This is a genomic window from Microbacterium sp. Leaf320 (assembly GCF_001423485.1).
GTDB lineage: Bacteria > Actinomycetota > Actinomycetes > Actinomycetales > Microbacteriaceae > Microbacterium.
The window spans coordinates 1-23,460 of record NZ_LMOD01000002.1 but is presented as its reverse complement, the minus strand read 5'-3'; the positions used below and the strand labels follow the sequence as shown (position 1 = coordinate 23,460).

Here is a 23,460-nt window from a genome sequence, read left to right as displayed (position 1 = left end):
GGGTTCATGCAGGGCGCGGTCTCCCCATCCGACCGTGAGGAGCATGAGTGGCAACGCGCATGGCATCGACACCGCCGACGCTGGCGGGGTACAGCTACGTGCGTCCGCTCGGTTCCGGCGGCTTCGCCGACGTGTTCCTCTACGAGCAGGACATGCCGCGTCGCGTCGCTGCGGTGAAGGTCCTTCTCGCGGATGCGGTCAACCGCGAAGTGCTGCGCACCTTCAACGTCGAGGCCGATATCTCCGCACGGCTCAGTGCGCACCCGTCGATCGTGACGATCTACCAGGCGTCGATCTCCGCGGATGGTCGCCCGTACTTCGCGATGGAGTACTGCCCAGACACCATGAGCGCCCGCTACAAGAAGGCGCCGCTCGCGCTCGCGGAGGTTCTCGACACCGGCGTGCGCATCGCGGGTGCCCTTGAGACCGTGCACCGGGCAGGGCTGCTGCACCGTGACATAAAGCCCTCGAACGTCCTGATCAACTCCCTCGGCGCTCCCGTGCTCGCCGACTTCGGCATCGCTGCCGCCGTGATCGACGAGGGCGACGGAGAGACGATCGCGATGTCCGTGCCGTGGAGCTCGCCCGAGGTGCTTCAGGAACGCGTCTCCGGGTCCGTGCCGAGCGAGATCTGGAGCCTCGGCGCCACCCTGTACACACTGCTCGCCGGTCGGAGCCCCTTCGAGCGGCCCGACCGCGGCTCGAACTCACGCGACCAGCTCACCGAGCGGATCATCAAGGCCCGCTACACGGCTGTGCCCGTGCCCGGCATCCCGCCGATCATCGACGAGATCTTCGCGACGGCGATGCACCGCGATCCCGCCAAGCGGTTCGCGAGCATGGCCGACTTCGCCGAACGGCTGCGCTGGGCGCAGTACGAGCTGGGCATCCACCCCACGGCGTTCGAGGCGGCATCCGCCGAATGGGCGGCCGCGGCGCCAGTGAGCTTCTCCGACTCCGCGCCGCGCGGACCCGTGATCACCACGGTGGCCCCCGACTCGCGTCGGGCCGTCCGCGCCGCACGCCAGCAGGCCGCACCCCGCGACCGTGACGACCTGCCAGCCGCCCGCACCAAGACCCGCTCGCCCCTCGTCGCGGGAGTGATCGGCGCGCTGATCGGCGCCGCCGTGCTCGCCGGAGTCGGCATCGCGGTCCTCTACCTGACAGGGATCCTCTGATGGCCATCGGCGACCGCAACCGCGCGGAGATCAAGCCCCGGTCGCGAGGCCGTCTGATCGCCGCGATCTCGGGGGTCGCAGCCCTCGCCGTGGTGGTCACCCTCGCCGTCACGGCGCAGGGATACCAGTCGCAGGAGGTGCCCCGCCTCGAGTCCGCGGTCTGGGTGATGCGCGACAGCGGCCAGTACGCCCGCGTGAACACCGAGCTCGCCGAGATCGACACGGTGCGCAACGTCGACGACCCCGAGGCCGTCTGGCAGAGCGGCTCTGCCGCCGTGCTCTACGCGCAGGGGAACAGGCAGCGCTGGGATCTCGACCCCGCCAGCCCGACCGACCTGCTCTCCGACTCGTCGGATGCGGGCACCCCGCTCGCGTCCGAGCCGACCCCTTCGGGAACGCGGGAGATCCTCTCTGCGGGCCCCTACGTGGCCTACCGCACCGACACCGGCCAGGTCTCGGTGACGACGCTCGACGCGGGTGCGGCCACCGCGCTCGTCGACCCGTTCGCGGGCGTCGAGGTCGAAGAGGGCGAGGACCCTCCGACCTACACGGCGGATGCGATCGGGCTGTCGCCCGACGGTCTGCTCGTGCTGTACTCGGCCGACGAGGGCGCCGTGCGCCGATTCGACATCGACGAACACCGATTCCTCGGCGATCCGGCATCCGTCTCCTCGGCTCCCGAAGCGGGCGAGGGGCTGTCCGTGACCGTTGTGGGCGACCGCTGGGCGATGCTGCAGACGGGGTCCGGTGAGCTGTGGCTCCAGGGTCGCGACGAACCCGTCGAGCTCGACGTCGCCGAAGATGCGCGCCTGCAGGAGGGCGCCACCGCAGGCGAGGCCCTGTTCATCGCCGATTCCGACGGACTCGTGTCGGTCGACCTCGACTCGGGAGAGTCCGAGCGCGTCGCGGACGCGACCGGTGTTCCCGCGGCCCCGGTGGTCGTGGGCGACGATACCTATGCCGCCTGGCTCGATACCGGCGCGGGCACCCTGTGGGTCGATGGCGAGACCGTACCGTTGCGGGTCCCCGACGAGGCACTCGACTCCGCGACGATCGAGCCGGTCTTCCAGGAGAACGGCGACCGCGCAGTGCTGAGCGAGACCGGCACAGGACTCATCTGGACGGCGCCAGACGGCGTGCTGATCCCGCTCGAGCAGTGGGCCATCGAAGACGAGACGGAGCAGCAGGAGGGCACCATCATCGTCGAGGACGTGGCGGAGCAGCTGCCGCCCGTCGCCGTCGACGACGCGTTCGGCGTCCGCGCCGGCGAGCAGGTGATCCTCCCGGTGCTGCTCAACGACCACGATCCGAACAAGAAGGACGTTCTGACGATCGACCCCGACTCGGTGGCGGGCGGTCTCGGCGATCCCTCGTTCGGCGACCTGACTCTCGTCGCCAACGGTCAATCGCTGGTCGTCAACGTCAAGGCGGGGTCGGGCCAGACCTCCTTCACCTACTCCGTGACCGACGGTGCCGCGGTGTCTTCACCCGCGACCGTGACCCTGAACGTCGTCGACGCGGGCGTGAACTCGGCACCCGTGTGGTGCGGCGTCGACGCCTGCCAGCAGGAGTGGCCGACTCCGCAGCTCCTTCCCGGTGGCAGCACCGTGGTCTCCGCCCTCTCCGGCTGGGTCGACCCCGAGGGCGACCCCTTCGTGCTCAGTGACGCCTACGAGACCGACTCGTCATCGCCCGTGATGGTGGTTCCGATGGCGGACGGTCGTGTGGCCATCCGTCACACCGACCCGAACGCGGCGGATGCGGTGATCGCCGTCACCGTGGTCGTCGAAGACGTGCACGGCGCGACCGCCGAGAGGACCCTCGACGTGCAGGTCACCGGGAGCCCCGCCCTCGTGGCGTCGCCGGTCGCGCTGACAGCCCGCGTGGGTGAGCTGCAGTCGATCCGCATCTCCGATCACCTGTCCGGCGGCTCGGGCTCGTACCGACTGGTCGACGCGGTGCAGACGGCCGCCACCGCGCAGGGCCTCGAGGTCACCCCCAATGCCGCCTCCGGCACGGTCGAGCTGACCGTCGCAGAGCCGGGGCAGTACGTCGTGACGTACACCGCCCAGGACGTCTCGACGCAGGCCGAGCAGTCCGCGGTCATCCGCATCACCGCCGTCGACGGCTCGTCCGGGCTCGCGATGGCACCTCTGACCGCCTTCGTGCGCGAGGGCGAGGACACGACGGTCGACGTGCTGCGCGCGGTGCAGAACACCAGCGGCCGGGTGCTGATGCTGTCCGACGCCGTGAGCTCGACTCCGCAGCTGAACGTGCGCGTCGTCGGCAACGAGAGCATCCGTGTGAACGGCACCACCGAAGACGGCGAGCCCGGGGTCATCGGCAGGGCCACGGTGACCGTCGCCGACGGCTCCGGAGCCGCGGTGCAGGGCACCGTCACGGTCTTCCTCACCCCGCCGTCGACCGTGACCCGCCCGATCGTCTTCCCGGATGCGATCACGGTGCGCGCCGGCTCCCTCACCCGCATCGGCGTCACGGCGAACGACGTCGCGCCGCGAGGAGAACCGCTGGTCGTCCTCCCCGAGGTCACCGGATCCGGCGAGGCCGGCGAGCTCGTCTTCGCCGACCGCAACGCTCTGCGGTACCTCGCTCCGACCACGCCGGGCACCTACCGGCTCACCTACTCCGTCTCGCTCGAGCGCAATCCGTCGCTCTCCGACAACGGCACCGTGACGGTCACGGTCGTGCCCCCGGGGACGAACCGCGCGCCGACGCCGACCACTCTGACCGGACGCGTGCTCAGCGGCCAGACGGTCTCGCTCCGGGTTCCGGCGAACGGGATGGACAGCGACGGCGATCGCGTGGTGCTCACCGGCATCGAGCAGCCCGAGAAGGGCGCGGGTACCGCGACGATCTCGGCGAGCGGCGAGTCCATCGTCTACCGGGCCCCCGCGGCCGGCGTCCAGGGCGGCCAGGCCAGCTTCCGCTACACCGTGCGCGACCCGCAGGGAGAGGAAGGCTCGGGTGTCGTCCGCATCGGAGTGCTCGACGCGGACGTCGACGACACCGCTCCCGTGACCTTCAGCGACTATGTGCGCGTCGAGGCGGGGTCCAAGACCCCGATCGTGCTCGACCCCCGTTCGAACGACCTCGACCCCGCGCAGAGCGAACTCGAGATCACCGAGCTCGTTCCCAACGCTCCACCGGTCAAGGGCAACCCGCTGTACGACCGGCTCAACGCCCTGATCGATTCCGACACCGAACTCGACGAGGGCCGGGTCGTGCTGCGCGCCGGAGACACCGCCGGCACCAACTCCTACTTCTACACGGTCAAGTCGAAGCGCACCTCGAGCACCTCGCAGGGCCTGATCGTGGTCACGGTGACCGACGGTGCCGTCGCCGATCAGCCGAGCGTCGCCGACACCGTCCTCACCGCTCGCGACCGCGATGACCTCGCGGACCGAGGCATCGACGTCGTGACCGATCGCGTGAGCTGGCCGTCGGGAGACACATCGTCGCTCACCCTGAGCCTGTGGGGCGATCAGCCCGGATACACCGTGCAGGGCAACCGCATCGTGGGTACCGCTCCGACCGAAGGCGCGCTCGTCCCGTTCCAGCTCAAGGGCAAGGGGTCGGGCGGACGTGACGTCGTCGCGTACGGATTCCTGCGCATCCCCGCTTTCGACGACATGCAGGTGCAGCTCAAGCCCGGTTCCACGCCCGTCGTGGTCGACGAGGATGCCGCTGCATCGTTCGACGTCAGCGACTACGTCGATCTGACGGCATCGGATGCCGTCGAGGTCGGCAGCGGTCAGTTCAGCGCCCAGCGTGCGGCTGCGTCGTGCGTGGCGGAAGGATCCGGTGGCGCGACCTACCGGGCGGGCCGCGAGGCTCCGTGGTCGGACACATGCCTCGTGCCCGTGCGGCTGAAGGGCCAGGAGCGCTGGTCGTACATCGACGTGCCCATCAGCATCCGTCCTGCCGAGCCCCAGCTGCTGCTCTCGTCCATCTCGCACACGATCGCCCCCGGTGCGACCGAGACGATCGACATGTACGCGAACATGGCCGCCTGGGAGGGGGGCCGCGAGGGCAATTCGGGCTCGCTCGTGTACCGGGTCGTGTACTCCGGGTCGGCCTTCATCGTGACGCCCAACGGCAAGAACCTCACGATCGAAGCCCGTGCGGATGCCAAGCCGGGCAACAGCGAGAACATCAGCGTCACGGTCGAGCAGTACGGGCAGCCCTCGGCATCCGTCCGTCTCGTCGTCGGTGCGGCGCCGCCGGATGCTCCGCGAGGTGCCACGTTCACGAAGCAGTGCATCGTCACGAGCCCGAACTGCACGATCGACGTGGTGGACGTCGCGGGCGAGTACGACCCGTTCGCGGGCAAGCCCGGCTCCGGGTTGCGACTGATGTCGCTGGGCGCTGGCTCACGCTGCGACGTCGCCTCGGTCTCGACATCGGGCAGCAAGTCGATCACGGCGAGCTGGCCGGGCGGCGGACAGGCGCCCGGCGGCCAGTGCGTCATCCCCTTCGTGGTCTCGGATGCTCAGGGACGCACCGGAACAGGAACCCTCACGCTCGACCTGCAGGGCTTCCCGCAGGCGCCTGCGAGTGTCACGACCGTCGGCTTCACCCGAACGAGCGTGGTGCTCGAGGTGCCTCTCGGCGAGGCCGGACGTGCACACCCGAGCGTCTCGGGAGTGACCATCATGCAGGACGGATCGCCGGCGAACGCCTCGTGCAGTCCCGCGGGAGGCTCGTACCGCTGCACCGTGAACGGGCTCGTCAACGGAGCGCCGCACGTCTTCACCGCAGCCGCCGTGAACGCCGTCGGCACGTCGGCCACGACCTCGCCCCTCACGAGCTGGGCGTATGCCGCGCCGGTCGTCTCGAACGCGACCGCGACGCCGGTCTACCGTCCGGGCCAGTCCGACCGCGGGCGGGGCATCGTCGCGCTCGCGATCGACGCCTCGGATGACGCGCTGGCCTTCCGCATCGAGGAGACCGGCGAGATGATTCCCCGGAACGGGGGCACGACCCAGGTGGAGATCGCGCTGTCGCCAGGAGCGCAGAACCTCACGATCGTCCCGATCAGCCAGTTCCAGCCGCCGAACGGTGAAGGCGGCAACGAGGGAGGCGCGTTCCACACCTCGGTGACGGTGGCGGGATCTCCGTACTTCGATCCGCAGTGGACCAACGCGAGCGCTGCGTCCAACACCTCGATCGATGTGTCGGGCATCGCCGCGCAGGCCAACGGCAGCACCCAGGCCATGGATGTCGTGTACCTCGCCTGGCGCTCGGGCAATGCCAGCTGCAGCGCCGCCGACAATGGGCGGCTCTCGGTCTCAGGCGCCGAGGTGCAGTCCGCCTCGCCGTCGCTGCAGGGGCTCCAGGCTTATCAGGTCTACAACGTCAAGGCGTGCGCCTCGAACGGCTACGGCGTCGCGGAGTCCTCGACGGCGACGGTGTTCACCTTCACCTTCGTCGACGGCCCCGGCGGCAACACCACCTACACGGTGGCGACTTCGCCGTCGAAGAACGGCGACCGGTACTCGTACGGCCTGTCGTCGGCTCCGGCCATCAACGTCGAAGACGGATTCGTCGCCAAGTACAACATGTACGGCGCGTGGCGAGACGACTTCTCCCTCAACGCCGATGCGTCTCCGGGCCAGGTGCGTGCTCGCGCATGCCACGCGCAGCAGACAGACTCGTGCTCCGGTGAGGTCAACATCACCGCGACGACCGCACCGACGATCGTCGACGTCGACTTCAGGCAGTGCATGCCCGCGAGCGAGCCCGACGTCGTGACGGTGTCGGGAGCGGCCCGCGGGTCGTACGACCGAGTCGTCACGCCCGTGGTCGACACCCCCGGTGCCTTCGACGTGAAGATCACCTGGAATGGCGCCTACGCGACCCTGTCACCCATCACCCATCGAGTGACGGGCGCCTGCCCCTGAGGCGGGTCTCCCGACCACCACACAACCTACGAATACTCTTTCCTTATGCCTGCTCCCACTGCCGCTCCCGTCACCCTCGCTCCCGAACAGGCCGCCTGGTTCGCGGAGACCTTCTCGATCCTCACCGGCAACGTCGAGCAGGCGATCCTGGGCAAGCGGCACGTGGTCGAGCTGGTGCTCGCCGCGGCCGTCAGCGGGGGACACGTGCTGCTCGAGGACTTCCCCGGCACGGGCAAGACGGCGCTTGCACGCGCCATCGCCCAGACCGTGACCGGCACGAGCACCCGCATCCAGTTCACCCCCGACCTGCTGCCGGGTGACGTGACGGGCATCACGGTCTACGACCAGAAGGAGGGCGCTTTCGAGTTCCACGCCGGCCCCGTCTTCGCGAACATCGTGCTCGCCGACGAGATCAACCGCGCGAGCCCGAAGACGCAGTCCTCGCTGCTCGAGGTGATGGAAGAGGGAACGGTCACGGTCGACGGCGTCACCCGCCCCGTGCCCTCGCCCTTCCTCGTGATGGCGACGCAGAACCCCATCGAGCAGGGCGGCACGTATCGTCTGCCCGAGGCGCAGCTCGACCGGTTCATGATCAAGACGTCGATCGGCTACCCCGACGAGGCGGCGACCATGCGCATCCTCCAGGGAGCCGCGCAGCCGAAGCACGTGCTCGACGGCATCGTCGGCACCGACACCATCCTCACGATGGCCGAGATGACCCGCGGCGTGTACGTGAACCCGCTCGTCTCCGACTACATCATGCGCATCGTCGACGCCACGCGTCGGGCCTCCGAGGTCCGTCTCGGCGCGAGTGTGCGAGGCGCGATCGCGCTCTCGCGCCTGGTGATGACGTGGGCCGCCAAGAACGGCCGCACCTTCGTCACGCCCGACGACGTGCGCGAGCTCGCGGTCGTGGCGCTCGCCCACCGTCTCGTGCTCGAGCCCGAGGCCGAGTTCGACGGCGTCACCGCCGTCGCCGTCGTGGGCCAGATCCTGCTCGACGTCGAGCCCCCGCGCGAGAACGGCACTGCGTGAGCTTCAGCACCGAGTCCCGTCTGACGCGCACGACGGCGGGCACGAGCACGTCGACGCGCACGTCGACGGTCACGCGCTACGACCGCACGCGCCGCGGCCCCGTCCGCGGCGCGGTCTTCGGCGTTCGTCGCGCGGCTCGCAACACGGGGCGCGCGGCTCGCGCCTCCGTCGCCTGGGTGCGCGAGACGGTCACGGCGGCAGGGATGCTGGTGGCCGTGGCGCTCGTTCTCGGTCTCGTCGCCGGGCTGCTGTTCGGCTGGGTCGAGGCCTGGGCTGTGGCCGCGATAGCTCTGGTGCTGCTGGTCGCCTGCGTCCCGTTCATCCTCGGCACCCACGACTACCGGATCGACCTCACGCTCGACCGTGACCGCGTGGTGGCCGGAGCGGAGATCGGGGCCACCCTCGACGTCCGAAACAACGGCGAGCACCTCTCGCTCCCCGGCGTCGTCGATGTGCCTGTGGGGGAGGGGCTCGTCGAGGCGCACGTCCCGCTGCTGCGCCCCGGCTCCCATCACCGCGAGCAGCTCACGATCGCCGCTCACCGCCGCGGTGTCATCGACGTCGGCCCCATGACCATCACCCGCGGCGACCCGATCGGCATCCTCCGGCGCGAGCTCCGCTGGCCCGACGTGCAGCGCATCCACGTGCACCCGGTCACGGTTCGTCTTCCCAGCACCAGCGCGGGTCTTATCCGCGACCTCGAGGGCACCCCCAGTTCGGTCCTGGTCGACGCAGACCTCTCGTTCCACGCCGTGCGCGAGTATGTCGTCGGCGATTCGCAGCGGCACGTGCACTGGAAGTCGACGGCCAAGACCGGCAAGCTCATGGTGCGCCAGTACGAGGAGTCACGGCACGCCCGCATCGCGATCATCCTCGACCTCGATGCCGAGTCGTACGAGACCGACGACGAGTTCGAGAACACGGTCAGTGCCGCAGCATCCCTCGCCCTGCAGGGCGTGCGCGACGGCCGTGACGTGCTCTTCTCGGTGAGCAACGAGATTCCCGAGCACAGCCGCGCCGAGGTGCTCTCGATCCGCACGTTGCCGACCGTGACCCCCAAAGCGCTGCTCGATGCCACCTCGACGATCGACGCGGCCGACCGGGTCATGCGTCTCGAGGCGGTCACAGCCCTCACCGCGCAGTCGTATCCGGACCTCTCGATCGGATTCCTCCTGACCGGGTCTCGGATGCCGCTCGATCGGCTCCGGCTCGCAGCGGTCAAGCTGCCCGCCGCGGTCGAGGCGGTCGCCGTGCGCAGTGAACTCGGCGAACAGCCGACCATGCGCGCGGCCCGCGAGCTCGCGGTGATGACCCTCGGGGCCCTCGGCGACCTGCCGCAGATGCTCGCGCGCGGAGCCCTCCGATGAGCGCGGCAGGCGCGAAGCGCGGCGTGGCCGGGTCGCGCCGGTCGTTCGCCCTCTCGGCCCTCACCTTCTGGTCGCTCGGCTACGTGCTGGTCGGTGTCGGCCTCGCGACCGCGGCGGTCTGGCCCGTGTACGAATCGCCGCGCGCCCTGGCCGTCGGCCTCGTCGGCGGTCTGCTCGGCATGGCCGTCGCCGTGCTCACGCGACTTCTGCGCTGGGGGATGCTGTTCGGCGCCCTCGCGGCGGTCGGCACGTACCTCGTGGTCGCGGTGCCGCTCGCGATCCCCTCGGCGTTGTCGTCCGTCCCTGCCTTCATCGGGGGCCTCCGCGATGCGGTGCTCGGTGTCGTGCTCGGCTGGAAGCAGATGCTGACGCTCAACCCGCCGCTCGGCGAGTACCAGGCCGTGCTCATCCCGTACCTCGTCGTCATGCTGTTCGGGGCGTTCGTCGCGACCCTCCTCGCGCTCGAGAACGGACGCCGCGCCACGATCGCCGTCCCCGTCGTGACGGCGATGAGCGTGTTCGGCATCGCCTTCGGCGTGAGCGGCACCACGGCGCCCGTCTCGATCCTCGGGGTTGCGCTTCCGGCTCCCCGGGAGTGGCTGATCGGCGTCGCGCTCTTCGTCGTCGCCCTCGTCTGGCTGGTCGGTCGTGCGCGGCTGCAGCGTGCGCGGGCGCTGCGCACGGTCGCCGCCGCCAACATCTCTCGCCGGGCCACCCCGGTGTGGCTGACCGTGCGTCGGCATCTCCTGTCGGCAGCGCTCGCGATCGTCGCACTCGTCGCCGGATTCGCGATCGCCCCGGCGGCGGCCGGATGGTCGGATCGTTCGGTGCTGCGCGATGAGGTCGAGCCGATGATCGTCGTGCAGCAGCAGGCGAGTCCTCTCAGCGCCTACCGCTCATGGTTCGCCGGCGGCACGCTCGACGAGACCGTCCTCCGGGTGCAGGGTGACCCGGGCGCGGTCGACCGCATCCGCCTCGTCACCCTGGATTCGTACGACGGCGAGGACTTCCACATCGACCCGGACGACCGGTTCAGCCGGCTCCCGCGCACGGCGCTCGCCGCAGCCGGGCGGGTGACGCTCGACATCACGATCGGCGACGCCTACCGCGGCATCTGGGTTCCGGCGCCGGCCGGTCTCGCGGAGGCACCGTCGTTCTCCGGCACCCGTGCCGACGCGCTCGCCGACGGGTTCCACGTGAACGAGGGCGGCGACACGGCGATCACCATCGCCGAGACCTCCGACGGCGACGAGGGACTCATTCCCGGCGACCGCTACACGGTGCTCGCGGATGCCCCCGGCGACCAGGGTGACATCACGGCCTTGCAGGGCGGAGAATCGAACCTCGACACCGATCGATACCCGGCGCTCGTCGAGTGGGCCGAGATGCAGGAGCAGCCTCGCACGGGTGCGGGGTATCTCGAGATCATCGATCGTCTGCGCTCCCGCGGATACCTCAGCCATGCCCTGCTCGACGACGAAGCGGCAGCGGGGTGGATCGCGTCGCTCAAGGAGTCCGATGGGTACGCGTTCGCACCGAGCTACGCCGGTCACTCCGCGGCTCGCGTCGAGGAGCTCTTCACAGACATGGTCGAGCAGGAGCGGCGGGCGGGAGCGGACGCCGCACCCGAACTGCTCGTCTCGGCGGTCGGCGATGACGAGCAGTTCTCTGTGGCGGCTGCGCTTCTCGCCGAGCACTGGGGGCTCGAGTCCCGCGTCGTGATCGGCACGCGTCTCGCCGCGGCCGAGGAGGTGCCCGGGATCCCCGCGTGCACCGAGACGTGCACGGGGGCGAACATGAGCGCCTGGGTCGAGGTGCGTGCCTCCGGCGCTGAGTGGATGCCGGTCGACACGACGCCGCAGTACGCGATGCTGCCCAGCTCCATCACGGAGGGCGAGCAGCTGCCCGAGCATCCCACGGTTCCCGAGCAGCCGCGCTCTGAGGCGCTGGACCCTCCTCAGGCGCAGAGCGACTCGAACAACGACGCGCCTCCGCTCGAGGATCCTCAGTCGGAGGTGCTGGCGATCCTGCTGCCGATACTGCGGGCGGTCGGTCTGAGCCTGCTCGGACTCGTGCTGCTGGCCCTCCCCTTCCTCGTCCTCGTGCTCGCCAAGCGGCAGCGTGCCAGGGCTCGACGCATGGCCGCCGAACCCGAGGTGCGTCTCGCGGGGGCGTGGGAAGAACTGGTCGACGTGTACGCCGACCACGACGTCGCAATGGATACGCAGGGCACGCGCACACAGCGCGCGCTGTCGACCGACCGCGAGGCGGCGGACCGTCTGGCGGCACTCGTCGACCGTGCGGTGTTCGCCGAGCATCCGCCGACGAAGGACGATGCGAGCGCCGCGTGGGAGATCGTGGACGCGGAACGCGCGGACCTCGCGCACACCGGCCGATGGTGGCACCGCCTCATCATGCGGGTGCGACCGACATCGTTCGTCGGTCGGGTGCGGTCGGCGGGCGGCATCCGCTTCTTCGGGCTTCGGCCCGCGCTCGGTACGCTCGGATCGACCGGTTCGCTCGGCAACCGGAAGGCATCAGGAGGACAGACATGACGATCTTCGAACCGCTGCCGCCCGCACAGCCGCCGATGGTGCCTCCCGTGCTCTATCTGCCGCTGAGCGTGCAGTCCACGCCGCAGGAGCAGGCGGTGGAGATCCGGGAGCTGAAGGACGGCCGCCGCGCGCTGCTCGCGTACACCGCACTCGATCGGCTGCTCGACCTCGCAGGCGAGCGACAGCCGTGGATCCTGCTCCGCACCGAGGAGCTCGCCCAGATCAAGAAGTCGCAGCCCTACGATGTCGTGATCTTCGATCTCGACATCCCCGCCTCGTACCGTCGGGACGGAGCGATCGCATGACCCGCATATCGATGGACCCGGAGGTCATGGCCGTCCACGCGAGCATGCACGAGGAGGCGGTGGCGTTCATGCGGGGAAAGCTCGCCGCGATCCCCGGATCCGTCGACGGGGGTCTCGCATCCGATGCGGTCGCGGCGATCATGATGCGCGTCGGCGAGGGGGTCGACGCACTGTACCGCATCAACGGCACGCTCGGCGAGGTCGTGCGAGTCGTCGCCGACGATGACGCGACGAACGAGCAGGACGTCATCGACCAGCTCTCCCCGGTGGCCACGGCGGTCGAGGACCTCTGATGACGATCGACACCACCACGCACGGAGATCCGGCACAGGTGCGCGCCGCCGCCGAGTGGCTCGACCCGGGGCTGAAGGATGCGGCTGACGCGTCCTCGAAGACGACGAGCTTCATCCCGACGGGCGTCCGCTCGCACTGGTACGGCGAATCGGCCGACGACTACGTCACGATCCTCCACCGTACGACGGATGCGGCGAACGAGATCAGGGACCAGGCGGGCGATGCCGCGGAGAAGCTCCGCTCCTACGCCGGGCAGCTCGAGCGGATGCGCGACGACTTCGCGGCCCACCGAGACAACGCGCGCGCCCAGGGGCTCCCCGTGAACGGCATGGTCATCGGCCGGCCCGTCTCGCTGCTCTCGACCTGTCCCGCGACCCGTGACGACCCGAACTGGGATGCCTGGCAGGAGCACCTCGATCGCATCGATCTGTACAACGAGATCGCGACCGATGTCGGAGCCTGGTGGGGCGAGCTCGAGGTCTGGATCAGCGAGAACCTCGACGCATTCCTCGGGGGACTTCCCGGAGAGACGACGGCGGAGAAGATCCTCTCCGGCCTGAACGAGGCCGGCGGCGAGATGCCGAAGATCTACCTCGACGGTCAGGGTCTGGCGTGGAAGAACACCGCCAGCGATCTCGTCAGCCACGCGGACGAGCTCCGCACCGGAGCATCCGACTTCGTGAGCGACCTCCGCTCGGGGAACCCCGCGACGAAGGCCGCGGCCGAGGCGGCGAACCCGCAGGGCATGCGATGGGCCGCCGATGAGGCTGAGGATCTTGCTCGCGGGCTGTCGCGCGCGAGCAAGGCCGTGCCGTTCGTGGGCTGGGGCATCGACCTCTGGGACCTCGGGACGGCTCTCGAGAGCGGTGACGACCCGTCGTCGACAGCGGTGGAGATCGGCGGCGGACTCCTCGGCGGCGCAGCGGCCGGACTCGGGGTCGCCGGGCTCGCGGCGGCTGGCATCGTGACCCTGCCCGTCTGGGGAACGGCCGTCGTGGTCGGTGGTGCGGCGGTCGCCGTGGGCGCCGGCGCGGTCTGGGCCTACGAGAGCTGGGTGCCGCAGGACGTCAGGGAGTCGATCGACGCAGGGCTCTCCGATGCGTGGGACGCGTCGACGGACTTCGCCGAGGACGCCTGGGAGAACACGACCGACGTCGTCGGCGACGTCGGTCATGGCATCGGCAGAGCCTGGAAGGGCGTGTTCGGATGACTTCGACCGAGACGACCGCCGTGCAGACGATCTTCGTGCCCGGACATGCAGGGTGGGCGGGCCAACAGCGCTCCACGACCGGACTGACCGTGCTCGGCGTGGTGCTCGGGCTCGCGCTCGCCGGCTATGGGCTCCTCCTGGTGCTGGATCCGGCTCCGGCGATGAAGCTCCTCGGGCTGGCGGTGTTCGTTACTGTCGGTCTCGCGGCATGGTTGCTCGGTGCGCACCTGCGCGTCTCGCGGGTCCGCGTCGTGCGCGTCGAGGCCACCGATCGTGCGGTCGCCTTCCGCGGTGCCGAGGAGATCATCACCCCGCTTCGGCTCCTGGCCGTCGCCGGGGTGCTCATCCTCGCTGGATGGGCGTGGGCGATCGTCGCGGTCCCGGCCGAGCGGCTCTCGACCCTCACCCTGCTCGTCGTCCCCGCCGTCGGCATCACGCTGACCGTCGTCGGGACGCGGAGTCTGTTCCGGCGGCCCGACGCGCATCGGATGACGCTGACGCCGGAGGGTATCGACCTGCGCATCCCGCGCACGGGACTTCGCGCGACGTGGGACGACGTGAGCGGCGCGGCGCTGTCGGGAGATCGGGTCGCGCTGCGCACGACCACGGCGAGGCCGGCATCGTGGGCCGCACGCGATCTCGCGAGCGATCCCGTGCTCCTCGCCGAGCTCGTCACGTTCTACGCGGCCACGGCGTCTGCACGCGCCGAGATAGGACCGCGTACACTCGATCGCCTGCGTTCGGGCGAGTTCTGATGCCTCGCCGAAGTCGGCGGAGCGGCCGGTCCCGTGGTGTTCGTCGGTCGGATGGTGTCGCGCTCGGTACGCTCGGATTGACCGGTTCGCTCGGCGACCGGAAGAAGGGGGACTCATGATCGCGCCCGTGGATGCCGGCTACGCGACGATGCTGGCCATCGTGGGCGGTCTCGGTGTGCTCATCGGCATCGCCATCTACGTCTGGTACGCGTATGCGCTCTCGCGCCTTTTCCCGCGTATCGACGGCGAGGGGTGGAAGGGCTGGGTCCCGATCCTCAACGAGGCCGAGATCCTCGCGCGAGGTGGAGTCCCCGCCTGGTCGGTCGTGTTCTACTTCATCCCGATCGTGCAGCTGTACGGCATCTACCTCAAGGTCGTCGCGACCCACCGCATCAACCAGCGGTTCGGGCGGGGCGCCGGGATGACGGTGCTCGCGATCCTGCTTCCGCCGGTGTGGGCGACGGTTCTCGCCTGGGGCGCCCCGCCCTACCCCGAGGGCGAGCGCCTGGCCGCTCTGCAGCCCGGGCCGCGTCGCACGTCGCAGCCCGCCGCGGCGCCCGCTCGTGATGCGTCGGGCTACACGATCCCGTCGCTCGCGCCGCACGCCCAGAGCCAACCGGATGCTCCCGCGCTCATCTTCCCCGACTATGCGGCCCCGCCTCGGGCGACCGAGACGTCGGAGTCGGCGGCGTCCCTTGCGCCCGCTGCGCCGTCCGCGTGGGGCGCGCCGCCGCAGCCGCCATCCGCTCCGTCATCGGCACCGGGTGCGCAGGTCGGTCCGCCGCCCGTTCCCGGTGCGCAGTCCCTGTCGTACCCGCCCACCGGTGGGCAGTCGCCGAACATCGGAGCGCCTGCCGCGTCGTTCGCGCCGCCCGCACCACACGCCGCACCGCAGCCGCCCGCCCCGGTGGCGTCGCCGCAGCCGTCAGCACCGCAGCCTCCATCACCGCAGCCTCCAGCACCGCAGCCGTCGGCACCGCAGTTCGCCTCGCAGCCGTCAGCACCGCAGTTCGCCTCGCAGCCGTCAGCGCCGGTGGCGTCCTCCGCTCCGCAGCCGCCCGCTCCTGTCGAGGCGCACCCGACGACCGGGATCATGGCCGCGATGGGCGGAGAGCCGGTGGCCCCGCAGCCATCCGCGCCCGTCGCTGCCCCGCAGCCTCCTGCCGCTCCGCAGCCTCCTGCTCCTGCCGCGCCGCAGCCTCCCGCTCCTGCCTCTCCGCAGGCGCCCGCTCCTTTCGAGGACGTGCCATCCGCGCCGCCTGCCGTGCAGTTCGCGGCGCCCGCATCGCCGGATCACGGGGCAGCGGATCAGTCGCCCGCAGCGCCGACCGCCGACCCGCAGCGTGTCGTACGTCCCGCCCCGCCGTCGTTCCGCGACGGTGCCTCCGACCTCGAGCCGCAGATGCCCGTCATCCGTCCGGCGCCGTCCGCGGCAGCGGCAGCGGACGCGCCCGTGACGCCGGCGGCCCCGGTGGTGCCCGCGCCGGCCGACCCTGCGCCGGTCGACCCCGCGCATGCTGCCGCATCCTCGGCCGCTCCGATGCCGCTCGGCGGACTCGCCGCCGACGTCGACAAGACGGTCGTCACTCCGCGTCCGGCAGAGATCGACGTCGACGACTTCGATGCCACGGTGGTCGTTGCGCGCAAGCGCGGCGTCCGCCGCTCGCTCGTGCTGGATGACGGCCGCAAGTTCTCGCTCTCGGGCGCGAGCGTCGTGATCGGTCGCAATCCGATCGGCGAACCGGGCGAGCAGCGACTCGCGATCTCCGACACCACACGCACGCTGTCGAAGACGCATGCGCGCCTCGTCGTGCACGACGACGAGTGGCGCCTCACCGATCTGCACGCCACGAACGGCGTGGTCGTGGTCGAGGAGAACGGCACGGAGACCCTGCTCGATCCGGGAGAGAGCGTCACCGGCAACGGGCGCTTCATCCTCGGCGAAGTGGGCATGCACGTCATCGCGGAGCGCGATTCGTGACTCTCTCTTCGGTGGTTCTCAACGTCGCGTCACTGACCGACACCGGTCTCAAGCGCGCCGCGAACGAGGACTCGGTGCTCGTCGCATCGCCGGTCTTCCTGGTGGCCGACGGCATGGGCGGACACGAGGCGGGCGATCGCGCCAGCGCTGCGGTGGTCGAGGCCTTCGAACCGTTGCGAGGACGCACAGTCGAGGTCGCCGACATCGGCGAAGCCCTGAGCCATGCTGCGGCCGTGGTCGAGGACATCTCGGCCGAGCACAAGCGCGGGGCGGGCAGCACCGTGACCGGCGTCGCGCTCGTCGAGCACGACGGCGCACCGCACTGGCTCGTGTTCAACGTCGGCGACTCGCGCGTCTACCGGCACCACGGCAACGACCTGACCCAGCTGACGATCGACCACTCGCTGGGGCAGGAGCTCGTGGATGCCGGGGAGCTGCGCCCCGAAGACCTCGCGTCGTTCTCGCAGCGCAACGTCATCACCCGGGCCATCGGGGCACCGGACAGCACGGCCGACAGCTGGCTGCTTCCCGTGGTCGACGGCGAGCGGCTGCTGCTGTGCTCCGACGGACTGAGCGGCGAGGTCAGCGATGAGGCCATCCGCGCGACCCTGACGATGAACGGACGCCCCGAGACCGCCGCCGCGGCGCTGGTGAGCCGGGCGCTCAAGGCGGGCGGCCGAGACAACGTCTCGGTCGTCGTGATCGACGTGGTCGCCGGGGGTGCGCGCACGCGACCCGACGACAGCACGGCCGGCCGCATCGCGGCATCCGCTTCTCTGACCGACTCGATGCTCGAGGGCACGACGATCCCGGTGCGGGCGCGATGACCGACGACGAGAACGACGGCGAGGAGACCGTCATCCTCACTCGTCGCGACCGGCGTCGAGGAGGCGCGGTTGCGGATGCACCGCCAGCGCCGTCAGCGCCGTCAGTGCAGTCAGTGCCGACGGACGTTGCGGACGTCGCGGACGTCGCGGACGTCGCGGACGAGGATGCGAGGTCCGAGGATTCGACGGATGGCACCGACGTCGAGGTTCTCGATGAGGCCACCGTCGTTGTGGACCGGAGCGCGGGACCGGTCGCGGAGCCCGCCGGTACTCCCGACGACGACGCCGAGGTTCTCGATGAGGCCACCGTCGTGGTGGACCGGAGTGCTGGAGTCGTCGAGGAGCCCGCCGGTACTCCCGACGACGAACTCGTCGAAGAGGCGACTGTCGTCGTGTCCCGGCCGCCTCGACCTCTGCGTCGCAAGCGAAAGAAGGGCGCCGACGAGCAGGACGATGCCCCGGTCGATCCCGCGCCGACCGCCGCGCCCATCTCATTCGAGGCGCCGACCGACGTTCGGCCACCCGAGATCTATCGTCCCCGCCCGGCGCCGCTCGGGCCCTCTGCGCCGCCGATCGTGGCCGGAGCCGCCGCACCCACCAGGGCGGTGGATCCGGAGCTCCCCTCCGTCGCCAAGCAGGGACTGCGCTGGAGCATGGCGACCCTCCTCGCCTTCGCGGCCGCCTGCGCCGTCTCCGTCGCCGGTCTGGTCATGCTGGGCTTCGTCGTCTTCGCCTGAAGCCTCGCCCGCTGTGGCGGAGTGGTCGCCGTCGACCTCGACTGAGGGCTTCGCGGACCTGACCCGGCCGGCTCAGCCGACCCTGTCGGAATCGGCGCCTGTGTCCGGCGTGCGCAGCAGTCCGCCCTCGCGCTCGATCTCGCTCGGATCGTCGACGGGGGCTTCCCTGCGGCGTCGCAGCACGATGAGGATGCCGAGCACACCGAGCAGGCTCGCTCCGCCGATCGCGGTGAACAGCGCCGCTTCACGCGTGAGGAGGAACGGCGAGGCTCCGTGGTCGGGGTCCACCGTGGCGACGGGAGGTCGAGCCGCGCTCTCGGCGGTGTCGAAGTAGGGGCTCACGGGGCCCCGTGTCGTCTCGTCCGGGAGCAGCTCGATCGCGGCGAACGGCTGGATGAAGCCCCACCCGTTCACGTCGTCGCGGTTGTCGGCGTCGGCTCGAAGCCCGGTGGCGGTGAGCCGATAGGCCCACCCTGCCGGAGGATCCTCGGGGTGCGCCTCGGCGACGAGGGCTGCGGCAGCGCTCGCATATCCGGTGGCGAAGCTCGACGCCGGGGCGTCACCCGCGAAGACGCAGTCCCCTCCTCCTGCCGCCGCCGTCAGCACGTTGCCTCCAGGAGCCGTCACGTCGACCTGGGGGCCGTGGATCGAGCTCTCGGTGGCTCGGCCGTTGCTGTCGGCCGCGCTGACCCCGAGAGCCTGCTCGTACGCTGCGGGATACCTGGCGGCGTCCGCCGCATCGGCATCCGACGCCCGGTTGCCGCCGCTCGCCACCACCAGGGCTCCGACCGCGGCCGCATGCTCGACGGCGGCGCGGAGCTCGGCGGAGTCGCTGCTCTGCGACATCGAGACGTTGATGATGTCCGCGCCGTTGTCAGCGGCCCAGTGGATGCCGTCGGCGATGCGCTGCGAGGTCGGTCCGTAGCCCTTGTCGACGTCCTGCTGCTGGTTGCTGCGGAACACCCGCACCGACAGGAGTCGTGCGTCAGGTGCGAGTCCGACCACGCCCGACCCGGGCACCTGCTGTGCGGCGATCTGCCCGGCGATGGCGGTGCCGTGGCCCGTCGTGTCACTCATGCCGTCTGCGCGTTCGCCGTCGCCGACGAGGTCGACACCGCCGATCACGACCCCGGCGAGGTGCGGATTGCTCGCGTCGATCCCCGAGTCGACGACCGCGACGACGATGCCCTCGCCCGTGGCGAGCCGGTTCGCGTCCTCTGCTCCGAGCTGAGCCAGAGCGACCGGAGCCTCGGGGCTGAAGACGACGGTGCCCAGGGTGCACGCCTGCCCAGCCGTCGCGGTCGAGACGATCGATGACGAGGTGGCGGTCGACGCCAGCGCCGTCGCCGGTGCTCCGAGCACCGCCGTGCCGAGCATGACGGCCGCGAGGGCGGCGCTGCGACGACGCATCAGTTCGTCCCGGAGCCGGGCGACTCTCTCGCGGCTTCGGTGGTCAGGGCGGGCCCCGCCGCGAAGAACTCGAGCCAGGCGTCGGACACGCGTCCCACATCGTCGGGGGAGTAGCCGAGCTGCGCGATGGGGCCGCTCGCGGCATCCTCCGCACTCTGCTCGGCGGTCGCCCCGGGGATCGCGTAGGCGGTGCCGGATTCGTCGATCAGCACGGCCATGCCCACCGCGTCGTCTGATGCGGCGCTGACCTGCACGAGGGCCCCGCCGCCAACCTTGACGTCGACCGTCGAGCGCTCCTCGGGCAGCCCGCTCGTGGTCGCTCCGAGCACGGTGCGAGCGTCGTCGGTGAGCACAGCGCACGGAGACTCGCCTGCCGCGAGGGGCTTCAGCGGCAGTGTGGGCCAGTCTTCGCCTCCGATGTACGCAACCGTCGGCACATCTCCGGTCTCGGCGGGCGAGACCTCCTCTTCGGATGCCTCCTGGCCGCTGCCGAGAAGGTACAGCTGGTAGGCGAGAGGGCTGAGGCGTGCGAGCTCACCGGTCGCGAGAGCCACGTAGCGCTCGTCGGCGGGGGTGCCCTGCGTGTGCACGATCGTCCCCGCCGTGAGGTTCGTGTCGGGCACGGGGGCGCCCATCGCGTTGAGCCTGATCGGCTCGAGCTCCTCGCCGGATTCGAAGAGGTTGAGCCAGCGGCCGTCGACCTCGAGGATGTCGCTGGTTCCTAGGCCGACCGCGCGGAGCACGGCGTTCGCGTCATCGGCCGAGACCGCGTAGCGCAGGCCGTCGGCGATCACGAAGAGCTCGTCGCCGCGTTGGACGACCGCGCCCGTGCCCGTCGAGACGTCGGCGACGGGAGAGGTCGAGAGCGAGACGGCGGCGCCTTCTCCGTCGTCGACGCACGCGGTCCACGACGAGTTGATCAGCGCGTTCGGGGCCGGAAGGTCGTCGGGGGCACCGAGGATGCCGATCGCGGGGCCGACCGGGATCCCGTCGAGCGCGGCCTGGTCGGTGCGCACCACCTTGAACTCGCCGGCGGGGATCAGCAGGCGTGCACTGGCGGTGTTGATCACCGGGTACAGCGTGCCGTCGACCGAGACGTAGCGGGCACCTGTGTCGGTCGCGACGATCAATCGGTTGTTCTGCCAGTCGCCGGGAAGACCCGGCTGCATGATGCCCCAGAACACCCCGACGAGGATGACGCCGACCGTGAGCGCGACGCCGGCGACGACCGCGCGCAGAGGCTTGGCGGGGTCGAGCTCCTTGCCGCCGGGGGCGCCTCCGGTGAACGCCGAGAGCAGTCGGCGCCGGCTGAAGCCCTGCGCCTCGATCAGATCTTTCTTGGTCGCCATAGGTCAGACGAGCCCCGCCGTGGTGACGCCGAGCGGCAGCAGGAGCGCGAGAGCGATGACCTCGACGGTGTCGCCGAGGCGGGTGAGCCGCAGGCGGGCCTTCGGGGTCAGCAGCGTCAGTCCGACGAGGATGACGGTCGCGACGACGAGGATGAGGAGCATCCAGGTGCGCACGTCGGGAAGAGCGAGCGCCACCGTCACGCCCGTCGTGGCGAGGCCGATGGCTCCGATGGCCATGAGCACGAGCACGCCAAGGCGGGCGTGGATCTGACGCGACTGGAACATCATCCCGACGAACGCGAGCACGCAGAGCAGGGCGCCGAAGACGCCGCTGGCGGCGACCAGGGGAGTCGCGATCAGGGCAGCGAGGCCGAGCGCGGCCCGCAACGCGATCAGTGTGCGCGTGCCGGCCGCTGCGCGGCGCTTGACCTCGTCGGCGTCGATCGGCTCGGGGGCTGCGAACATGTCGGCGTCGCTCTGCGGCGAGATCACCCGGATGCGGGTGGAGGTCAGCGCGAGCCACGGGATGCCGTTCGCGAGCAGCGCCGTGGTCGCGAGCATGATCGCGTACGGCGCGAGCGCGTCTCCGAAGATCGCGGCGCTCGTCGCTGTGATGCCGATGGATGCGCCGAGGGCGATGGGCACGAGGTGGATCTCGGGTTTGTCCTGAGTGACCGCGAGCCCGACGCCGCCGACGATGACGAGTCCGAGGCCAAGAGCGGCGAGCGGCCATCCCCAGATGCTCTGCACGGGCACTGCGAGGTATCCCGCGAGCCCTCCGTATGCCGCGGCGGTCAGTCCGAGCGCGTGGCCTGCCTCGGGCTGACGGAGACGCATGAGCACGGCGGCGGCGACACTGAGCACGATGGCGCCGGCCCCGGCGATGATCGCCGGCAGGAGCGACGTCGGCGGGGTCGCGACGAGCAGGAGCGCACAGAGTGCGAGGAAGGTGAGGCTGACGAACAGGGCGGTGCGCGAACTGTCTGCGGGGGTCCACGAGCCGTGCTGCTCGGCGGTGGCGTCGATCACCGCCTCGACGACGTCGTCGTAGACGCGCGGCTCCTTCATGAGGCCGCCGCGGACGAGGGTCAGCAGCTCGCCGTCGTGCACACCCTGAGCTGCCGCTCCGCGAGCAGGGTCGAGCGGTGTGCCGTCCGCCCGCTGCAGTGAGTAGCCGCCGTGCGTGAGCGTCGGGTCGAGCACGCCCAGGCTCCGGGCGAAGCCGGGGATGATCTCGACGAGGGGGACCTGCGACGGCACGCCGACGTCGAGCCGGCGGTCGTCGCTGACGACGGAAAGCCGCAACACGGTGCCTGCCGCTGTGCTGCTCTGAGTCATGGAACGATGCCCCCTCCATGGTTGCCGCCGGTCGGGAGGAGACCCGTGGCTGCGCATTCCGCCTTTCACCCTAGTTGAGCCGTGCGACAACGCGTAGTCATCGCCTTGGGGGTTTTGTCCATCGATGGTGGGAAGTCGGGGTGGGTGTGTGGGGTGTTCTGGTGATTGGGGGCGATCTGATCTAGCCTGTGTCGTGNAGGCATCCGAGATGCACGCGCTGCTCGCGCTGATGCGCGAGCTGCATCGCCTTGGGGGTTTTGTCCATCGATGGTGGGAAGTCGGGGTGGGTGTGTGGGGTGTTCTGGTGATTGGGGGCGATCTGATCTAGCCTGTGTCGTGAAACGAATCGTGGGGGGTTGTTTCGAAGTCGTCCCAATACTGGGATGCGCTCCCCGCACGTGTGTCCTTTGTGGACCGGAGGGAGTGAGTTATGGCTGATGTCATCTCCGCTGAAGAGGGGGCTCTGCGCCGCGGAGCCCAGGCGGTGCGGGAGACGAAGTCCGGGATCGATCAGCAGACCAAGAAGGTCCGTGGTGAGATCGAGCAGCTGCGTGGTTTCTGGACGGGTGCGGCTGCCGCGTCGTTCTCGACGCTGATGTCGCGGTGGGACGAGCAGGCTCGTCAGCTGAACGAGGTTCTCGTGACGCTCGAGGATGCTCTTGCGGGCACTGAGCGTGACCAGGCTGCGACTGAAGAAGCTCACCAGCAGACCATCTCGGGCCTCGGCTCGATGATGGGTTCCTGAGCGTAGACCACAGAGATTTCAAGGAGGACATGATGCAGTCGATGTCAGTTCGTCCGGAGCAGGTCAATGCTCTGGCAGGGCAGATCCGTAGCGGGTCGCAGGCTATTCGTTCGGAGCTCGATCGTCTCGAGTCCGAGGTCGGGAAGCTGCGTGCGGCGTGGGATGGTTCCGCGCAGCAGGCGTATGACCAGGCGCAGGCGAAGTGGAACCGTTCGCTGAGTGAGATGCAGCAGCTTCTCACGCAGATCGCGGGCAAGACCGAGGAGATCTCGGGCCAGTACGTGCAGACCGACAAGTCGGCTGCCGGGCGGTTCGGGGCGTGATCCCGTGACGCGGGCCCGTCGCAGCGATGCGTCGGGCCCGCGTCGTCTGCTCTGCCCTCCGCCCTGGTCGGAGGACGGTGCAGACGTCAGGGGTTTCAGCGTATGAAGGAGGGGGTGCGATGAGAGCGCG

General features: G+C 70.3%; 17 protein-coding genes. 14 read left to right on the top strand and 3 right to left on the bottom strand.

Translation table 11 applies throughout. The annotated features are described in order from the left end of the window. The first annotated feature begins 47 nt into the window (after nt 1–47). The 12 genes from ASF63_RS04890 to ASF63_RS04835 all read left to right on the top strand — a co-directional run bounded on the left by ASF63_RS04890 (nt 48) and on the right by ASF63_RS04835 (nt 18,165). The gene (locus tag ASF63_RS04890; RefSeq protein WP_235560702.1) at nt 48–1,178 is read left to right on the top strand and encodes a serine/threonine-protein kinase; all 1,131 of its coding nucleotides are present in this window, start codon (nt 48–50) and stop codon (nt 1,176–1,178) included. Continuing rightward, complete coding sequence (locus tag ASF63_RS04885) at nt 1,178–7,099, top strand: Ig-like domain-containing protein (RefSeq protein WP_056510299.1); 5,922 nt, start codon at nt 1,178–1,180, stop codon at nt 7,097–7,099. Before ASF63_RS04890 ends, ASF63_RS04885 begins: the two co-directional genes overlap by 1 nt. Before the next feature lie 45 nt (nt 7,100–7,144). Continuing rightward, nucleotides 7,145–8,134 carry an AAA family ATPase gene (locus ASF63_RS04880; protein WP_056510298.1) on the top strand — a complete coding sequence of 330 codons (990 nt, stop codon included), beginning with the start codon at nt 7,145–7,147 and terminating at the stop codon, nt 8,132–8,134. Then, a complete protein-coding gene (locus tag ASF63_RS04875; protein WP_056510296.1) occupies nt 8,131–9,501 on the top strand; it encodes a DUF58 domain-containing protein in 1,371 nt (456 codons plus the stop codon). The genes ASF63_RS04880 and ASF63_RS04875 overlap by 4 nt, the downstream gene beginning before the upstream one ends. Continuing rightward, complete coding sequence (locus tag ASF63_RS04870) at nt 9,498–12,056, top strand: transglutaminase domain-containing protein (RefSeq protein ID WP_056510294.1); 2,559 nt, start codon at nt 9,498–9,500, stop codon at nt 12,054–12,056. The genes ASF63_RS04875 and ASF63_RS04870 overlap by 4 nt, the downstream gene beginning before the upstream one ends. After that, nucleotides 12,053–12,361, top strand: coding sequence for an SAV_915 family protein (locus ASF63_RS04865; protein WP_056310012.1), 309 nt, complete (start codon nt 12,053–12,055; stop codon nt 12,359–12,361). The genes ASF63_RS04870 and ASF63_RS04865 overlap by 4 nt, the downstream gene beginning before the upstream one ends. Next, complete coding sequence (locus ASF63_RS04860) at nt 12,358–12,654, top strand: hypothetical protein (protein WP_157534237.1); 297 nt, start codon at nt 12,358–12,360, stop codon at nt 12,652–12,654. The genes ASF63_RS04865 and ASF63_RS04860 overlap by 4 nt, the downstream gene beginning before the upstream one ends. Then, entirely contained in the window at nt 12,654–13,865 is a 1,212-nt protein-coding gene (locus ASF63_RS04855) for a hypothetical protein (RefSeq protein ID WP_056510290.1), read from the top strand. Before ASF63_RS04860 ends, ASF63_RS04855 begins: the two co-directional genes overlap by 1 nt. Next, a complete protein-coding gene (locus ASF63_RS04850) occupies nt 13,862–14,620 on the top strand; it encodes a hypothetical protein (RefSeq protein WP_056510288.1) in 759 nt (252 codons plus the stop codon). The genes ASF63_RS04855 and ASF63_RS04850 overlap by 4 nt, the downstream gene beginning before the upstream one ends. Nucleotides 14,621–14,735: 115 nt before the next feature. Next, entirely contained in the window at nt 14,736–16,601 is a 1,866-nt protein-coding gene (locus tag ASF63_RS04845; protein ID WP_056510286.1) for a DUF5684 domain-containing protein, read from the top strand. Then, nucleotides 16,598–17,428: a PP2C family protein-serine/threonine phosphatase gene (locus ASF63_RS04840; RefSeq protein ID WP_056510284.1), complete on the top strand. Its 831-nt coding sequence runs from the start codon at nt 16,598–16,600 to the stop codon at nt 17,426–17,428. Before ASF63_RS04845 ends, ASF63_RS04840 begins: the two co-directional genes overlap by 4 nt. Then, nucleotides 17,425–18,165: a hypothetical protein gene (locus ASF63_RS04835; protein WP_056510281.1), complete on the top strand. Its 741-nt coding sequence runs from the start codon at nt 17,425–17,427 to the stop codon at nt 18,163–18,165. The genes ASF63_RS04840 and ASF63_RS04835 overlap by 4 nt, the downstream gene beginning before the upstream one ends. A 72-nt stretch (nt 18,166–18,237) precedes the next feature. On the opposite strand, the gene ASF63_RS04830 is transcribed toward ASF63_RS04835, so the two are convergent. From ASF63_RS04830 to eccD, 3 genes are read right to left on the bottom strand one after another with little or no spacing between them, the layout of a single operon-like run. Beyond that, nucleotides 18,238–19,575 (bottom strand): S8 family serine peptidase, encoded by a 1,338-nt coding sequence (locus tag ASF63_RS04830; protein ID WP_056510279.1) that lies wholly within the window; start codon nt 19,573–19,575, stop codon nt 18,238–18,240. After that, nucleotides 19,575–20,924: a type VII secretion protein EccB gene (gene eccB, locus ASF63_RS04825; RefSeq protein WP_056510275.1), complete on the bottom strand. Its 1,350-nt coding sequence runs from the start codon at nt 20,922–20,924 to the stop codon at nt 19,575–19,577. The genes ASF63_RS04830 and eccB overlap by 1 nt, the downstream gene beginning before the upstream one ends. 3 nt (nt 20,925–20,927) lie before the next feature. After that, nucleotides 20,928–22,262 carry a type VII secretion integral membrane protein EccD gene (gene eccD / locus ASF63_RS04820; protein WP_056510274.1) on the bottom strand — a complete coding sequence of 445 codons (1,335 nt, stop codon included), beginning with the start codon at nt 22,260–22,262 and terminating at the stop codon, nt 20,928–20,930. A 430-nt stretch (nt 22,263–22,692) separates the two neighbouring features. Here eccD and ASF63_RS04815 point away from each other — a divergent pair, with 430 nt between their 5' ends. Both ASF63_RS04815 and ASF63_RS04810 read left to right on the top strand, forming a co-directional pair. Next, entirely contained in the window at nt 22,693–23,007 is a 315-nt protein-coding gene (locus ASF63_RS04815) for a WXG100 family type VII secretion target (protein WP_056510271.1), read from the top strand. A 41-nt stretch (nt 23,008–23,048) separates the two neighbouring features. Then, nucleotides 23,049–23,330 carry a WXG100 family type VII secretion target gene (locus tag ASF63_RS04810; RefSeq protein ID WP_056512674.1) on the top strand — a complete coding sequence of 94 codons (282 nt, stop codon included), beginning with the start codon at nt 23,049–23,051 and terminating at the stop codon, nt 23,328–23,330. The last annotated feature ends 130 nt before the right edge of the window (nt 23,331–23,460 follow it).

Excerpts from the sequence above, each read along its gene's own strand:
- ASF63_RS04885 (WP_056510299.1), top strand. The coding sequence starts at position 1,178 with ATGGCCATCGGCGACCGCAACCGCGCGGAGATCAAGCCCCGGTCGCGA.
- ASF63_RS04880 (WP_056510298.1), top strand. The coding sequence starts at position 7,145 with ATGCCTGCTCCCACTGCCGCTCCCGTCACCCTCGCTCCCGAACAGGCC.
- ASF63_RS04870 (WP_056510294.1), top strand. The coding sequence starts at position 9,498 with ATGAGCGCGGCAGGCGCGAAGCGCGGCGTGGCCGGGTCGCGCCGGTCG.
- ASF63_RS04865 (WP_056310012.1), top strand. The coding sequence starts at position 12,053 with ATGACGATCTTCGAACCGCTGCCGCCCGCACAGCCGCCGATGGTGCCT.
- ASF63_RS04860 (WP_157534237.1), top strand. The coding sequence starts at position 12,358 with ATGACCCGCATATCGATGGACCCGGAGGTCATGGCCGTCCACGCGAGC.
- ASF63_RS04855 (WP_056510290.1), top strand. The coding sequence starts at position 12,654 with ATGACGATCGACACCACCACGCACGGAGATCCGGCACAGGTGCGCGCC.
- ASF63_RS04850 (WP_056510288.1), top strand. The coding sequence starts at position 13,862 with ATGACTTCGACCGAGACGACCGCCGTGCAGACGATCTTCGTGCCCGGA.
- ASF63_RS04845 (WP_056510286.1), top strand. The coding sequence starts at position 14,736 with ATGATCGCGCCCGTGGATGCCGGCTACGCGACGATGCTGGCCATCGTG.
- ASF63_RS04835 (WP_056510281.1), top strand. The coding sequence starts at position 17,425 with ATGACCGACGACGAGAACGACGGCGAGGAGACCGTCATCCTCACTCGT.
- ASF63_RS04830 (WP_056510279.1), bottom strand. The coding sequence starts at position 19,575 with ATGCGTCGTCGCAGCGCCGCCCTCGCGGCCGTCATGCTCGGCACGGCG.
- eccB (WP_056510275.1), bottom strand. The coding sequence starts at position 20,924 with ATGGCGACCAAGAAAGATCTGATCGAGGCGCAGGGCTTCAGCCGGCGC.
- eccD (WP_056510274.1), bottom strand. The coding sequence starts at position 22,262 with ATGACTCAGAGCAGCACAGCGGCAGGCACCGTGTTGCGGCTTTCCGTC.
- ASF63_RS04815 (WP_056510271.1), top strand. The coding sequence starts at position 22,693 with ATGGCTGATGTCATCTCCGCTGAAGAGGGGGCTCTGCGCCGCGGAGCC.
- ASF63_RS04810 (WP_056512674.1), top strand. The coding sequence starts at position 23,049 with ATGTCAGTTCGTCCGGAGCAGGTCAATGCTCTGGCAGGGCAGATCCGT.